Raw genomic sequence first — 14,266 nt, 5'->3', positions numbered from 1 at the left:
GAATAAATTTCGTTTGTATCGATAGTATATAAGAGCAGAACCCTTATGTAGTAAGCATCATATTCTTAAGATTGTGTATGCCATGAAAGCAAAAAAGACTATGACTTGCTCGCTTTCATGACAAAATTAAAAATTTTTAAAGGTGGCATTACAAAAGAACCATAGCATTTTGCTCTGAGCTAATTAAATTTATTAGCTCCTTGAAAATATAGTATTTTGATGCCTAAGAAGAGCTGAGCCTATAGAAGCTTTGCTAGATTGCCAGAAGTAAGGCTGAACTATAAAGGAATACCTGAAGGATGGACTTGGATAAGGCGCTGGCTCAATCTAGCAAAGCTAATTTAGAAATGGCTCTGTGATTTGGGGCGCCGATGGGGTGATACCCTAGAATGTACTCGTTCTTCCAGTGCCCATAAGCTAATTAGTGCTGCTAGCCCAGAACCTAGGGTATCCATCGCTAGATCAATAACGGTATCGTCTACACTACCAATGACTGGAGTCGAAAGAACATTTCCTGCTGCCCATTCTGCAATTTCCCAAAGTGCTCCAATAGCAATGCCAAAGCTGGCGATCGCGGCTAAATACAACAGTTTATGATCATGAAATGCTGTCAGAAGTGCACCATAGGTGAGAAAACTGAGTGCTAAAGTAATCGCAAACATGGTAAAACCATGAACTGCCTCATCATAGATTCCCGGTAGGTAAAACCATCCCCATACCCAACCGCCTGCATTTAGGAGAGCAGCCACGATGAAGAACAAATCAAATAACGTGGGTAGCTGTTTAGCTAGAAGCATAAAAGCCAGGAATGCTAGTAGAAAACAGACCAGTGCTAGAGCATTACTCCAATGCCCCTGAATCAATGCAGCAACCACTGTCAATGCCAGTAAAGCTTCGCCAATCCAGGCCGTTGTTCTATATCCTTGCCAGTTGAAACTAAACATTAGTCTTGCTCTTATAAATCATCAGTATGTTTCTGGTTTGATCGCTCAACCTACTGGCTTTGCTGAGCCAGCTTAGTCATAACCTTGTCATATTGCTGCTCTATAGCCTGCCGATCTAGTGCTTCTGATAAACCTTCGCTGCTTCCGCGCTGAATCATTTCAGCATGACGACGCAAAACTGCTCGTTGCTTCGCATTGCCGGTAGTAGAGACAATAGTGGCGATCGCTTCGAGCAAACGAATGGTGACGGCAGCATCCGACTGGGCATAGCGCCGGATTTGATTAAAGGCAGCATCCACTAACGCTTCAAACGTGACGCCCTCAGCAATCACGCGCAGGGTTCCCTGGTGATCGTAGCGATAAGGGGAAGGGAACTCTTGTTGGGAAAGGCGAGACAAGCCAGCACCAAGCCGATCAATGCAACGAATGGCTGTAAACGGATCATTTACCGCCGGAGAAATAGCTCGCAGCGCAACTTCAACCAGTTGATTGATCGGAAACTCTACATCCTGTTGCTCATTGCGCTCATTGCCCACGATAAAAGCATCATTCAGTCGTTTCGTCAGTTTTGCAAATAAGTGCTTGTCGGGATAAACCAGCACTAGATCGCTACCCTGGACAATAAACTGACCAGGGCAAGACTGAAGCTGTAACAGCAGATCATGTTTACAGGCAATCTTGAATAATTCTTGGTTATCAATCGCTTGGAGATAGCCAGTTTTCAAGGCTTTGACTGGGTAAGCGTCTAAGTCGAAATTTGCCGGGATGTCTTCGATCAACCGACCTGCTTTTGTCGAAACACTATGCCCAAGCTTTTCTGGAAATAATCGCTTGATCGCCTCATCTAAATCATGACTCACGCCAGCAATAACGTGAGATGCCTGAATGATCGTGGAAGCGTGATGGATAAAGTAAATCAGGACTCCTACGCCAGTGATCGCCAGCAAAATACCCACAGTTACCGCTACCTGAGGGACAAAGAGAGCATAGTCTTCTCCCCGAATGGTTCGCAGAATCAGTAAGCAATAAATAAAGGTGCCAATGAAAGTACCCAGTACCAACTGGTTTCCAGTATCCTGCATGAAGTTGCGCAGCAATCTGGGACCAAAATTAGAAGCGGCAAGCTGAAGCGCAATAATCGTGATTGAAAAGGCTGTTGCAGCAACCGTGATCATCGAACTGGCAACGGCTGAAAGTAATGCCCGCGCCCCATCAGGTCCGCCCGTATAAATCCAGCTAAGCTGCTTCATTGAACCCTGAGACGCTCGATCAATCGCTAACATGGCAAATGCTAGACCGATCGCCGCCACAGCCATCACAGTTGGCAAAAACCAATAACTAGAGTGGAGCGAATCCCACAACTTGCTCCACTTGACATTTTTCATAACGCATCTGCTACTGAGTGGAGTTGTTACCGTTCCTCTGTGCCCGCCTTACAGCTAGCTGCCGCAAAGAGCCGCTGATGTTTCGGGGCTTAGGCACCTCATGTTTGCCCGCAGGCCAGCCTTCGCGTTGACGAGAGCGATCACCATCGGTTTCTTCGGTTTGGTCATGAAAAAGGATTTGTTGAGTGGGGAAGGGGAGGTCAATGCCGTTAGCAGTCAGTGTGTTCTTAATAGCGGTCAGCACCTGGTCTTGCATATCAAGAGCAGCAGCCCGCCGCGGTGGGTTAATCCACCAACGGGCACGAATGTTCACAGTACTACCTGCTAATTCCATCACTAAGACATCCGGCGCAGGGCTCTTTAAAACTCCATCCACACTAGCCATTGCTTCTAAAATCAACTGTTTAGCGCGATCAATGTCATCGCCATAGCCAATGCCTATGTCATATTCCAAACGGCGATTGTCGAAAGCTGTGTTGACTGTAACTGAATTAGTGAATAACTCAGCATTAGGAATCACAATGCGACGACCGTCATAGGTTCTGATGGTAGTGGCACGGGTTTCAATATTTTCAACCGTACCTTCGAAACCTTTAAACACAATCTGGTCATCAATCTGAAAAGGTTCGGTTAAGAGAATCAAGATCCCTGCCAAGAAGTTTTGCAAGATATCGCGGAACGCAAAGCCGATCGCCACCCCGCTAATCCCCAACAGTTGCACCAAGTCGCCTGCCTTGAAGGTAGGAATGACGATGGATAACGCTATAAATAAACCCAACAGGATTGTGAACCCTTGAGCTAAGCGTCCCAGCACCATACCCACGTTACGAGCTTGACGACGATTGCGAGTTAAGCGTTTGACTAACCTTTTAATCCATCCTCCTACAAGCACAAAGAGAAGGAAGACAATGAGTGCTAAGCCAATATTCGGCAACAGGGCGATCGCACTATTAAGCATCCCCTGAACTTTAGCCCAAGCTGTAGATATTTCTAAATTCATAACTTCTCTTTAAGCGGCTCTGCTGATAATCTCCAGCTTAAATGTCTTTTCTACTCATTGAAATTTCAAAAGCAAATCAATCCGTTTGCGATTAGATTCAATTGTCTAATCCTTCAAACCCGAATTTCGATCCGGTTAATTCAGTGTTTTTGGTCATTTCAATATAAGAATTCAAAGTGCTCTTTTCTTCACGCTTACGGTAGACTAAAAATCTCTGTCTAAAAGTCGCAAAAGATTTCATGCTGATTTCATTTTTTATGAAACCTTTAGTGCAAGCCACTTGCAGCACTTGTATTCAAAAGACAGAGCAATATTTCATCCTGATTTCACTCTTTAACTTTGCACTACAAAAGCAGGAAATTGTAATAGTTGCATTGATCGTAAATCCAAAGAATTAATCCTAGTTTTAGAGCCATTAGCAGTAAGAGCTAGGTGAAATCAGCATCAGTTAATCCCTGAATGTGAAGAAATCTATTTTTAAGGGCAGCTACTTGATTTTAATCGTTGGCTCTTGTGCGGTCGTTCCCTTCGGGCTGCTTACGAACAGTACTGCTGTCATGATTGGTACCTTCTCGGCGGATCTCTTCGACCTGTGCAACTATAAAGATCAGTGTAAAAGGCTGCCCCATTTCACGTTGCACAAACTCTTCCAAGAGAGCAACCTGCTTGGGTGTAAGCGGTTCTCTAGCACGTACATTTAACCGAACTTCGGGGGGATCAGCTAACCAGTTTGTGGTACTGCTCACCAGACCCAACCGTTGAAAGGTAACGGTGCGATTTAAGAGTGCTTGTCGTAGGCTGGCTTCCAACTGTGCCTGCCTTACCAGTTGAGCAAAGCTAAATCCTAAAGGAATCAGCAGGATCGCGGTAAAAGCCAGTATGCCAGCAAGTACCTTACGGGCGTGGTGAAAAGAAGCGTAGCCCGCCAGTAGAAAAGTGACCATGCAGGAGAGGGTAATGCCCAACAGGTTTGTGAGATAGAGCAACAGCGCTCCCTGGCTCAGGCTCCAATTAGCCTGAGATAGTCCCAAGCCAATCACGCAAAGAGGGGGCATCAGGGCCACTGCGATCGCTGTCCCGGCAAGACTGGCTGAGATTTTGGGTTGCACTTTTGCGTAGCCGCTAATGCCCCCCGCCGCAACGGCAATGCCTAAATCAAGCAGCGTGGGCTCAGATCTTGCTAACACTTCACTGTCAAAATTGGCGATGCCAACCAATTTGCCCAACACCCAGGCAAGCCCGACTGCCAGTGCAGTCCCTACAATAACTGCAACCAAGCCACGTCGAAAGAGCACGACATTGCCTGCCAGTGCCCCAAACGCGAGTCCGCGGATGGGCAGCATCAGGGGTGCAATAATCATCGCGCCAATAATCACTGCCGTGCTGTTTGCCAACAAACCAAAGGTGGCGATCGCGCAGGAACTGACAGTCAAGATGAGGTAAGACGGATCAGGCGTCGATTCTGCCAGTAGCTCTGTTTGAAGCTGCTGCGACAGAATCAGGCTCTTTCCCTGATTTCTGAAGGCTCTGAAGCGCTCACGGATATTTGTTAGCACATCCCGATTCCTCCCAGAAGGCTAAGATTCTGACTTTTGCCCAACCTTTCACCTGTGATTGTAGCGGTCGTGGTCCAATAGGCTGAAGATGATAACGGTTTGATTGTTTGGAGAGCAGTGGTCAATGGATGCAACGTTAGGCGAAATGACGATCGAGACAAACCTGAAGCAATTTTTGCTGGTGCTGTCGATTTCCTTAAGTGTGGCAACCTTGCCCCGCATTTTAAGCTGGTTTCGTCAAATTCCCTACACCCTCTTGCTAGTGATTGTGGGTTTGGGGCTGGCTTTTGTGGATGTGCGCCTGGTGGATTTATCACCAAAGCTGATCCTGTCCATCTTTTTGCCCCCGCTGCTATTTGAAGCGGCATGGAATTTGAAATGGTCAGAACTGAAGCAGGAACTCTTACCCATTTGTCTTTATGCCATCTTTGGGGTCATGATTGCGATCGCAGGCATGGCACTGGGGCTGAATCAACTAGCAGGAGTGCCGCTTACAACAGCACTGTTGATCGGAGCAAGTCTGTCTGCTACTGATCCCGTCTCAGTCATTGCGTTGTTTCGGGAACTGGGTGTGGGCAGCCGACTCAGCCTTTTGATGGAAGGGGAAAGCCTTTTTAACGATGGCATGGCAGTCGTTGCCTTCAGTTTTCTGGTTGCCCTGCCGCTGGGCACCGCAGATCTTTCCATTCCATCGGCTGTGCTTGAGTTTGTGCGCGTGGTAGGCATCGGCATTGCAGTGGCTAGCCTGATTGGTTTTGGGATTTCTTACCTGACACAACGGTTTGACTTGCCTCTGGTGGAGCAATCGCTCACGTTAGTCTCTGCCTATGGCACCTATTTAATCATTGAGGATTTAGGTGGCTCTGGGGTGATTGGTGTCGTGACGATGGGCTTGATCTTGGGGAACTTTGGTTCTCGCATTGGTATGAACCCTCGGACGCGGGTTATTGTGAGTGAGTTTTGGGAATTTCTAGCGTTTTTCGTTAACTCGATTGTCTTCCTGCTGATCGGCGATCAAATCCGCTTCCATATCCTGGGACAAAACCTCGATATCATTGCAATTACGCTGCTAACGATGGTGGCGACACGGGCGATCGCCATTTATAGCTTGAGTGCTCTGAGTAACCGATTTAGTGAATCTAAGGTGCCACTTAAAGAACAAAGCGTGCTGCTTTGGGGTGGGCTGAGAGGATCGGTGTCAATTGCTCTAGCGTTGAGTGTGCCTGCCATCCTGCCCGATCGTGAAGAAATCATTGCCACTGTATTTGGGGCGGTGTTGTTCACCCTGCTGGTGCAGGGCTTGACGATTAAACCCTTACTGGAATGGCTCAATCTGCTAGGAAAGCAACCGCTGCAACAGCAATTTACAGAAGCGAGCGCTCGCTTAGCAGCGCTGAAACGTGTGTTACAGCATCTTGGTCAAGCTACAGATCGACCGGTTATTGAGCCAGAGTTCTACCGCTATCAGGAGACTCTGATTCAAGGAGAAATTGGGCGTCTGGAGGAAGAGATCGATACCTTGCAAGACGAGCATCCGGATTTACGCACGTTTGCTGCTGAACAATTCAGGCTAGAACTGCTGGCAGTTGAGGCAGATACTTATGCCGAATTTGTCCGAGCCGGACAACTGAACCGAGAACTAGCGCCCTTTCTTCAGCAAGACTTTTCAGAAGAGGTTTAATAAATTCAGCGCGATCGACTGTAATACGCTAGTAGCCAAAGCGCACAGCGTTCTAAGACAATCAGTAGCGCAATCACACCAACTGCCAACCCAAACAGCGCTAAATTGGTTTCATTACCTGCTCGCAAGGCAAAACTGAGGGACGTTGCCACCGCGGGGGGATGCACGGTATCCAGCAAGATCATTAGAGTGATGGTCAAAACCATTGCGATGCCTGCTCCCAGGTAACTGGAATTAAAGAGGAGGTAAGTCACTAAGCCGATTGTCGCTGCCATCAGTTGAGAAATTGTGAGTGTCCGAACGGTATTGGTGCCATGTTGCGGATCTAGGTAGATGAGAAACGCACTAGAGGCTAAGGACGCAAACAACAGGCGTTGACGGCTGAGGGCTTCGACAAAGGCTAGAACTACCAGAATCACCACTGTTGGAGCTAGCGCCAAAGCAAATTCACCCTGTAAACTCAAGCGGCTTCGCAGTGAACGATCGGCACCTTTGATGGGTTTCAAACTGGCTTTCTCAGAGTGATGATCGGATTGATGCGGAGATCGCTTGCTCAAAATAGGTTCTTGATCTTAATTAAATTCACTTCAGCCCACATTTTTAGCGAAGCCACCCGCAAAACACAACACTCTCTAGAGGGAATAAATTGCTAGCGTTAGGAGATTAATAAGGACAAATGCATCAGCTCTTTGTGCACGCCTGCGTTTAACTAATTAACCTGCGGATGAATTTACCAACGCTTTCTGAAAAACAAGCCCTTGAACACGAACGCTCTGAGCTTTTGCAGCAGCTTGAAGAATGGCTTGATGTACCGCTGTTGGTACTCAGCTTTATCTGGTTAGCGCTGTTTGTGCTTGAACTTACCGATGGCTTAAATCCATTTCTAGACGGTTTAAGCATCACAATTTGGATCATCTTCATTGTCGAGTTTGGCGTTAAGCTGCTCCTCGCTCCTCGCAAAATAGCGTATCTCAAAGCGCAGTGGCTAACCGCAATCTCACTGCTGCTCCCTGCCCTTAGGACATTGCGGATCGTCAGAGTTCTCCGGGTGCTGCAAACAACACGGGCAATGCGGGGTTTACAGTTGCTGCGGGTGCTGACGCGAACCAATCGCAGTATGCGATCACTAGCCGCAAACTTTACCCGACGTGGGTTTGGCTACGTCGTGCTGCTAACCGCGATCGTCACCATTGTAGGCGCGGCTGGGCTATACACCTTTGAGAAAGAAACGAACGGTGCGTCTGGCTTTGATCACTTGGGCACCGTTCTATGGTGGACAGCGATGCTAATGACCACAATGGGCTCAGACTATAGCCCGCAGACGGTAGAAGGTCGCATTTTATTTTTTCTGCTGGCGCTCTATGCTTTTGCGATGTTTGGTTATGTGACCGCAACACTAGCAACCTTTTTTGTTGGGCAGGATGCTGATGACGACGAAGCTGAACTAGCTGGAGCGAAATCGATCGAGGCCTTGCGAACCGAAATTATCGCCTTACGAACCGAAATCCAGAACTTGCAGCGTAGCGATCGCTAAATTTCAGATAGAAAATGCAGGCAATGGCAAATGGCTTCTTGTTTTGCTGCCCAATATTGTGCTGGCGTTAATCGTTTTTGCGAGCTTCTTCATCGTCAGAATAATTAAGCGAAAGTTGACTCGCGATCGCCTATACAGACTTTTGGGCAACGTATGCAGCAGTTCTACCCAGCAAGCGTCATTAGGCGGTAGGCAAAGAGACGGGAAAAACCAGGTACATTGAGCGCTTCAACAACACTCTGAGGCAAAGAGTATCCCGGTTAGCCCAAAAAACCTTATCCTTTTCCAAAACCCTTACAGAATGACTGCGGTGCCATTTGATTTTTCAGTCATCGCTACAATGCTTCATTACTTATGTAGCGCTACCCTCAGTTTGATATGTCTGAGCTACAGCAATCCTCGGTAGCGAATAAAAATCAGCACAATTGTCCATGAACCCAGTGCAACTTTAATTGCCACCAGGATGTTGAGCAGGGGCACGACTCCACCGCTAACCAGTGTGCCTAATTCGCCGTGGGGTAATTCAAACCCGATCAGTGTAAGCACCGCTAAGACAATGAACACCAGGACTGAAACCTTTTCCCATGTAGCAGTGTGCCAGCGCTGATAAATTGACTCCATCCAGTGGGAGGATGAAGTCATTGCTACCAAACCGATCGCGGTTCCACCTGCGACTCCAGCAGCAAAGCCACCCCCCGGACTGAGATGCCCCCGAATGGCTAGTTCGATGCCGACGATCGCGGCAATAGTCGCGCCCAACTGTGCCAGCACAATTGAGGGTTGATCAGTGAACTGATAAATGGTGCAAAAGGGGCGATCGTTCGACAGCAGAAATTGAGCACCCATAATGGCGATCGTAAAGACGATCACTTCAAAGATCGTGTCATATAGCCGATTTCTGAAAATGATGCCCGACACTGCATTGGGTACGCCGCTATCCTGCACAACCGCTGCCACGATCGACTGATCGAGCACCGCTGCGCTCGCGTTGGGCATGATCAGGAACTTAATGAAGAGGGCGATGCCTGCTGCAATGTAAAGCCATTTCATTTAATGTTTTTCTCCTGAGTCTTGTACTGTGATGTAGGTCAGGCACATGGTGGGTGATGTCAGTTCGGTTTTCAGGATGTCATAAAGGCGGCGAATGCGCGTGATGGTTTGATAGAGTTCTGGTCTCGACTCCGGTGCAGTAGCTTGATCGATTTGGGGCGCTCGCTCAATACAGGTGAGATGTACTTCTTTTTCCATCAATGCCTGATGTAGAGACGCTGGATCGGGATAGGGGAGCAATTCCAACCGCAGATGGTACTTGCTGGCAATGGTTCTTAAGTCAGCCAGTAGTGGGGCGAAGGGAGGCTGACCTACTTGGCTTAATTCATCTTTGAGTATACCGACCCGCATGACCAGGGAGGAACGCACTGCTACCGCATAAAGTGTAATTGCCAGCATAGTGCCGACCAATGCCTCGGTTAAGGCTACATCGGCGGCACCCAAAACCGCATAAACCAGGGCTGCGACCGCTCCCAGGATGCCACGAATGACTAGGGCATGGTAGGGGTTGACCTGAACGGTAAGCATCACTGCTGCTAACGGCAGTAAAGCGATAATGACATAGATGTAGCTAGCGTCCATCTGTCCCTCCACTGCTAGAGCAGTACGCCAGCACATACCCCAGCACTGTATTCCAGATTGCCAGGGAAAGCAGCGCGAGGACGAGCAATGACCATTGACTAGGAATCTTCAGCAGCAGCCCAACAATAATGCTCATCGAGCCGAGGGTGTCGGCAACTGAAAGGCTATGCAGTTTAAATAGGAGCGATCGCTTACCCAGGAGAGGCAAGGTGCCCCAAAACCAGAAAACGATGCCAACACCGATGCAAAGGTAACTAAAAAGATTGATCATTGTTGTTTCCCATTGCTACGTCATTGAGTCGTTTGATCACGTGTGCCAGCAGCATTAAGCCAGCGTTTCCCACACTCAAAATGATCACGCCGACGACTCCAATCATCCAATCACCACGAAAAACAGAGATCACTAAGATCATTACGGATGTTTTAGTGGCAATACTGGCGAACGCTAGCATCTTCTGCCAGATGTCCTCGTCCTGCCACGCTTCGTAGAGGGGAATGAGCAACGCCAGAAGCATCGCAATCAGTATCACATTCATCATTGCCATATCTCTGCTTCTCTAGCATGTTATCTTCTTACCTCTTACCTTTTCCCTGCCGCTGTTGCACTCGATGAACTTCATACCAGCCCTCTTCGTGGTACTTCAAGACAATGGTCTTGGGTGTGAACGTAATCAGAAAGATATCCAGAAAGATTAGTCCGGGGCTTGGCAGTGCCCCCTTTGAAGAAATTCGACTTGGCTTGACGCGTTCTATTATGACCACTTCCTCTGTATGAGGACGGAGCACCAATTCAAAGGCTTCCCGATAGGCCTGGGGAACTGCCACAATGATTTCCCATAACACCCGTAGCCAATCCTTTAAGGCACCGGGTGCCGTGCGTCGACGGGGTAATAGGAGGGCAACGCAAACGCCAATAACGATATTTGCCAGACTTAAATTAGCAGTCAGCAAAAACCAGATGACTAGTCGCAGCATGAGATTGAGATAGCTGCTCATGCCAGCACCATCCAGAAGAGTAGGATCAACATCAAACTCATTACCCCAATCAGGTGATCAAATTGCTCCAATAGACGCGGTAGCTTAACAGTGGTTCGCCGAAAAACCAAAAGATATGCCAACCAACCAAGGGCGATCGTTGCCAGCGGTTTGATTATATTCTCCAAACTGTACGCTTCGTAATACGCCACATTTGCTAGAAAGAGACTGCCGATAAGCAGGGCGCTCGCCGCCCAAAAACCAGACTGGATCTTTTCTTGTTGCGCCTGTTGTTCATAGGGCAGAAAAATGAATTTGGCAAAGGAGATTGCCGTCCCCAGTGCTGCAACGTTCATACCAACCACTTGCCAGGGCAACAGACTTTTCATCGTTAAGACCTTTGCCCCAAAGCCAGATAACAGTGGAAAGCCTGAAATTGAAAAACTGGCGATTACCAGGGCAATCCAGATCGGCGTGTGAATGGGTTGATGTTGCAGTTCTTTAAAGTTGCGACTGGGGAGAACTCCCGCAATCAAAAAGAGAGCTGCTTTGACTAACCCGTGGGTCAGGGCATAGAAGCCGCCAACTTCCGGTGCGGCAAGAATGAAGCCCAATTGGGAAACTGTGTGGAACGCCAGCATTCGCTTCGTATCTTTCTCAAAGACGGCATAGCCCACGCCCAGCAGCGCCGTTCCTACACCAAAGATCCGGATGATAGGGTCAAATTCCTCCACTAGCAGAGCACAGCGCACCAGTGGCAAAACGCCCGCTTTAACCACCACACCTGAGAGCATGGCTGAGACGGGTGACTCTGATTCGGAATGGGTCAAGGGCAGCCATAAACCCGGTACAAAAATTCCTCCTTTTACCAGCAGTCCCATAAAGATCAGCGCTAGGGCTTCTGGTGGTGCCCCGCGGATGCCAACAAACGCAAAGGAATAGTTGGTTTGGTAAACCAGCACTGCGCCCACTAGGTAAAACAGCATGGCAACGTTGCTGACAAATAGATAGCGCAAGCCCACCCAGATGGCTCGATCGGTACGCGGGTAAGCAATCAACAGAAACGCGGCAATGCTGATTACCTCTAACGCTACGTACAGACTGATAAAATCGGTACAGGCAAAAGCGGCATTGACGCTGCCATGCAGAATGATGATCTGCATATAAAAGAATGCAGTCTTACCAGTGTTCCAGCAGTAGAAAATGACGGCTGCTGTTACCAGCGCATTTGTCAGGATGAAGAAGCCGCTCAAGGAATCGAGCAGTAAGGTGACGCCAAAGTTATCCAGTAATTGCAGCGTTAGCGGCGGTTGGGTAAACAGCCAAAGGGCGTACCCTGTTGACGCGATCGCCACTCCCAACGAGAGGATGCGAACGTACCGAGGCAGTAAATAACTGATAAACCCGACAAAAAAAGGTAGGGCGATCCAGATAATTGTCAGTCTATTCATGGCGCATGATTCTGCTCAATCGCACTCGTTTCCAGCGTCGGATTATCCCGTGCCAACTTCATCACCCCCACTAACATAAGTGCCTGAATTGAAAAGCCGATCACGATCGCCGTTAGAATGACTGCCTGGGGCACCGGATCGGCATATTTCCCCTGATTCGCTGTAGAAAATATGGGAGCGAATAAGCCCTTTCGTGATGCAATCAGCACGTAATAGGCAATCACTCCCGTACTCATGACATCCATGGCGATGATTTTCATCACCAGATTTTGCTTGAAAATGATGCCGAAAAAGCCGCACAGAATGGTTGCAAAGATACAGGCTTCTAACATGAGAATGGCTGGGGAGAGGGGGTGACGGGTGGGCGGGATGATGAGAGAGTAGGATTGCACTTACCCTTTCACTCTTCTACTCCCATCTCAAGCTTCATTCACGACTGCCGCTGGCTCCAGCGAGGGTTCGCCATTGGCAGGTGGTTCTTCGGGCTGTCCAAACGCCACCCTTAGGAAGGGTGGCGCGAGGAAGGTGGTGAGAATTACCATGATGATGATGGCGGCTTCTAGCGGTTTGTCGAGTACACCACTGGCAGAGCCAATCCCGGCAAACACTAGACCGACCTCGCCTCGCGGAATCATCCCTACACCGATCGCCAGTCGATTAATCCCTGGTTGCCCAAACACTGCCCAACCGGTGACAACCTTACCCACGATCGCGATGGCAATCAAGAACACGGCAATCAGTAAACCGGCTCGATTTTCGGGGAGTGCCGGATTAAGGACACTTAAATCGGCTCTAGCACCTACGGTGACAAAGAAGATAGGAACCAGCAGATCGGCGATCGGTTTCACTAGTGCATCTAGTTCGTTTCGGGCATCAGTTTCGTCCAACACCAGACCAGCGGCGAAAGCCCCCAAAATGGCTTCCAGGTGAATCGCATTGCCCAGAAAGGCCATGAAGAAAGCAAAAATAAAGGCCGGAATCACAATATTGCCACGGGTTTTGAGCTTATCCACAGCGGTAACAAAGGTCTTGTTGAAGATGCTGCCCAGCAGGATGGAACCGATGAGAAAGGCTGTCGCGCTTATGATCAGGTAGATGACATTCGTGACATCGATTTCGCCCGTTTTGGCGAGACTGGCAACTACTGCCAGCACGATGATGCCTAACACATCATCAATGATCGCTGCGCCGACAATAATCTGACCTTCTTTGGATTTGAGCCGTCCCAGTTCGGACAATACTTTGGAGGTAATGCCGATACTGGTTGCCGTCAGTGCTGCCCCTGCAAAAATGGCTGGAATCGTTGGCACGTTAAACAACATCATTAGCCCAGCTGTACCTGCTGTAAACGGGACAGCTACCCCAACGCAAGCAACGATCACTGCCTGAGAACCAACTTCCTTCAGTTGACGTAAATCCGATTCCAGCCCGATTTCAAATAACAGAATGATTACGCCCAGTTCTGCCAGCACCGAAACCACTTCACTCTGTGACTGGAACACATTGGTCAATGCGTCTGGTGTTAGCCCGTTAAGCCATTGCAGCACCGTCATGACCACTGAATCAGAGGCTTCCATTCCGCTTTCGGGAAAAATTACCAGATGCAGGGCCGATACACCGACAACAACTCCGGCAACCAGTTCGCCTAAGACCGGGGGGAAATCTAAACGTTTGGAAAACTCAGCCCCACATTTACTGGCAAGGTAAATCACCACCAAACTCAGTAGCACGCCAGACAGCAAGATCGACGCGTTTGCGGGTGCAGCGGTTGCTAGCAGGGGATGCGGGATCAGAAACGGACGTTGGGATAGAACGATCGCAGGGATTAAAAACATGAGTCTGGCTTTCTAGTAAGAACAGGTTCAAACGCATTTGCCTGGTAGGGGCACACAGCAGTTGCTTACCAGCGATGACAATTACACGACAAGACTTTTGCGATACACATGGTCAACCGCTTGACGCCGTCACCCCGCCGAAAAGATCGTCGCGCAGATTATCAAAATGGATTTGATTGTTAAGTGCCATTCAGGTGAATCAAATAAATGGCTGGAGTAAGAAATTGTGAAGCAGTCAATAATACAGAATGGGCAAAACATGAAGCTTGCTGC

General features: G+C 48.6%; 15 protein-coding genes and 1 pseudogene. 3 read left to right on the top strand and 13 right to left on the bottom strand.

Features of this window, described 5'->3' with window-relative positions; genetic code table 11:
• Window positions 1-341 precede the first annotated feature (341 nt).
• The 4 genes from H6F86_RS14090 to H6F86_RS14075 all read right to left on the bottom strand — a co-directional run bounded on the left by H6F86_RS14090 (window position 342) and on the right by H6F86_RS14075 (window position 4,885).
• Window positions 342-944, bottom strand: a complete 603-nt coding sequence (locus tag H6F86_RS14090) for a hypothetical protein (RefSeq protein WP_190449244.1) — start codon at window positions 942-944, stop codon at window positions 342-344.
• 50 nt (window positions 945-994) lie between these two features.
• A complete protein-coding gene (locus tag H6F86_RS14085; RefSeq protein ID WP_190449243.1) occupies window positions 995-2,329 on the bottom strand; it encodes a DUF2254 domain-containing protein in 1,335 nt (444 codons plus the stop codon).
• Between the two features lie 10 nt (window positions 2,330-2,339).
• A complete protein-coding gene (locus tag H6F86_RS14080; protein ID WP_190449242.1) occupies window positions 2,340-3,329 on the bottom strand; it encodes a mechanosensitive ion channel family protein in 990 nt (329 codons plus the stop codon).
• 497 nt (window positions 3,330-3,826) lie between these two features.
• Window positions 3,827-4,885 carry a DUF389 domain-containing protein gene (locus H6F86_RS14075; protein WP_190449241.1) on the bottom strand — a complete coding sequence of 353 codons (1,059 nt, stop codon included), beginning with the start codon at window positions 4,883-4,885 and terminating at the stop codon, window positions 3,827-3,829.
• A gap of 124 nt (window positions 4,886-5,009) precedes the next feature.
• Between H6F86_RS14075 and H6F86_RS14070 the strand changes: the two genes are divergently transcribed.
• Complete coding sequence (locus tag H6F86_RS14070; RefSeq protein WP_190449240.1) at window positions 5,010-6,566, top strand: sodium:proton antiporter; 1,557 nt, start codon at window positions 5,010-5,012, stop codon at window positions 6,564-6,566.
• A gap of 5 nt (window positions 6,567-6,571) precedes the next feature.
• Here H6F86_RS14070 and H6F86_RS14065 read toward each other — a convergent pair whose 3' ends face one another.
• Window positions 6,572-7,072 carry an HPP family protein gene (locus H6F86_RS14065; RefSeq protein WP_199305277.1) on the bottom strand — a complete coding sequence of 167 codons (501 nt, stop codon included), beginning with the start codon at window positions 7,070-7,072 and terminating at the stop codon, window positions 6,572-6,574.
• Between the two features lie 218 nt (window positions 7,073-7,290).
• On the opposite strand from H6F86_RS14065, the gene H6F86_RS14060 reads away from it, so the two are divergent.
• The gene (locus tag H6F86_RS14060) at window positions 7,291-8,100 is read left to right on the top strand and encodes an ion transporter (RefSeq protein WP_190449238.1); all 810 of its coding nucleotides are present in this window, start codon (window positions 7,291-7,293) and stop codon (window positions 8,098-8,100) included.
• A 122-nt stretch (window positions 8,101-8,222) separates the two neighbouring features.
• Window positions 8,223-8,421 (top strand): annotated as a pseudogene (locus H6F86_RS14055) (IS1 family transposase); the annotation flags it as partial.
• A 66-nt stretch (window positions 8,422-8,487) separates the two neighbouring features.
• Here H6F86_RS14055 and H6F86_RS14050 read toward each other — a convergent pair.
• The 8 genes from H6F86_RS14050 to H6F86_RS14015 form a co-directional block, all read right to left on the bottom strand.
• Window positions 8,488-9,150, bottom strand: a complete 663-nt coding sequence (locus H6F86_RS14050) for a Na(+)/H(+) antiporter subunit B (RefSeq protein WP_190449237.1) — start codon at window positions 9,148-9,150, stop codon at window positions 8,488-8,490.
• Window positions 9,151-9,732 (bottom strand): DUF4040 domain-containing protein, encoded by a 582-nt coding sequence (locus tag H6F86_RS14045; RefSeq protein ID WP_190449236.1) that lies wholly within the window; start codon window positions 9,730-9,732, stop codon window positions 9,151-9,153. It lies immediately after the preceding gene.
• Window positions 9,722-10,003 (bottom strand): monovalent cation/H(+) antiporter subunit G, encoded by a 282-nt coding sequence (locus tag H6F86_RS14040; protein ID WP_190449235.1) that lies wholly within the window; start codon window positions 10,001-10,003, stop codon window positions 9,722-9,724. The genes H6F86_RS14045 and H6F86_RS14040 overlap by 11 nt, the downstream gene beginning before the upstream one ends.
• Window positions 9,987-10,268 carry a hypothetical protein gene (locus tag H6F86_RS14035; protein ID WP_190449258.1) on the bottom strand — a complete coding sequence of 94 codons (282 nt, stop codon included), beginning with the start codon at window positions 10,266-10,268 and terminating at the stop codon, window positions 9,987-9,989. The genes H6F86_RS14040 and H6F86_RS14035 overlap by 17 nt, the downstream gene beginning before the upstream one ends.
• 37 nt (window positions 10,269-10,305) lie before the next feature.
• Window positions 10,306-10,728, bottom strand: coding sequence for a Na+/H+ antiporter subunit E (locus H6F86_RS14030; RefSeq protein ID WP_190449234.1), 423 nt, complete (start codon window positions 10,726-10,728; stop codon window positions 10,306-10,308).
• Entirely contained in the window at window positions 10,725-12,158 is a 1,434-nt protein-coding gene (locus H6F86_RS14025) for a cation:proton antiporter (RefSeq protein WP_190449233.1), read from the bottom strand. Before H6F86_RS14025 ends, H6F86_RS14030 begins: the two co-directional genes overlap by 4 nt.
• Complete coding sequence (locus H6F86_RS14020) at window positions 12,155-12,490, bottom strand: cation:proton antiporter subunit C (RefSeq protein WP_190449257.1); 336 nt, start codon at window positions 12,488-12,490, stop codon at window positions 12,155-12,157. Before H6F86_RS14020 ends, H6F86_RS14025 begins: the two co-directional genes overlap by 4 nt.
• 87 nt (window positions 12,491-12,577) lie before the next feature.
• On the bottom strand, window positions 12,578-13,993 hold the full coding sequence (locus H6F86_RS14015; protein ID WP_190449232.1) for a cation:proton antiporter: 1,416 nt from the start codon (window positions 13,991-13,993) through the stop codon (window positions 12,578-12,580).
• Window positions 13,994-14,266: the final 273 nt, after the last annotated feature.

It is taken from the genome of Phormidium sp. FACHB-592 (assembly GCF_014695795.1).
Lineage (GTDB): Bacteria > Cyanobacteriota > Cyanobacteriia > Leptolyngbyales > Leptolyngbyaceae > Stenomitos.
The sequence above is the reverse complement of the archived record's forward strand: the minus strand, read 5'-3'. Positions and strand labels throughout refer to the sequence as shown.

Coding starts and splice junctions, on each gene's coding strand:
- H6F86_RS14090 (WP_190449244.1), bottom strand. CDS start 944: ATGTTTAGTTTCAACTGGCAAGGATATAGAACAACGGCCTGGATTGGC.
- H6F86_RS14085 (WP_190449243.1), bottom strand. CDS start 2,329: ATGAAAAATGTCAAGTGGAGCAAGTTGTGGGATTCGCTCCACTCTAGT.
- H6F86_RS14080 (WP_190449242.1), bottom strand. CDS start 3,329: ATGAATTTAGAAATATCTACAGCTTGGGCTAAAGTTCAGGGGATGCTT.
- H6F86_RS14070 (WP_190449240.1), top strand. CDS start 5,010: ATGGATGCAACGTTAGGCGAAATGACGATCGAGACAAACCTGAAGCAA.
- H6F86_RS14060 (WP_190449238.1), top strand. CDS start 7,291: ATGAATTTACCAACGCTTTCTGAAAAACAAGCCCTTGAACACGAACGC.
- H6F86_RS14050 (WP_190449237.1), bottom strand. CDS start 9,150: ATGAAATGGCTTTACATTGCAGCAGGCATCGCCCTCTTCATTAAGTTC.
- H6F86_RS14045 (WP_190449236.1), bottom strand. CDS start 9,732: ATGGACGCTAGCTACATCTATGTCATTATCGCTTTACTGCCGTTAGCA.
- H6F86_RS14040 (WP_190449235.1), bottom strand. CDS start 10,003: ATGATCAATCTTTTTAGTTACCTTTGCATCGGTGTTGGCATCGTTTTC.
- H6F86_RS14035 (WP_190449258.1), bottom strand. CDS start 10,268: ATGAATGTGATACTGATTGCGATGCTTCTGGCGTTGCTCATTCCCCTC.
- H6F86_RS14030 (WP_190449234.1), bottom strand. CDS start 10,728: ATGAGCAGCTATCTCAATCTCATGCTGCGACTAGTCATCTGGTTTTTG.
- H6F86_RS14025 (WP_190449233.1), bottom strand. CDS start 12,158: ATGAATAGACTGACAATTATCTGGATCGCCCTACCTTTTTTTGTCGGG.
- H6F86_RS14020 (WP_190449257.1), bottom strand. CDS start 12,490: ATGTTAGAAGCCTGTATCTTTGCAACCATTCTGTGCGGCTTTTTCGGC.
- H6F86_RS14015 (WP_190449232.1), bottom strand. CDS start 13,993: ATGTTTTTAATCCCTGCGATCGTTCTATCCCAACGTCCGTTTCTGATC.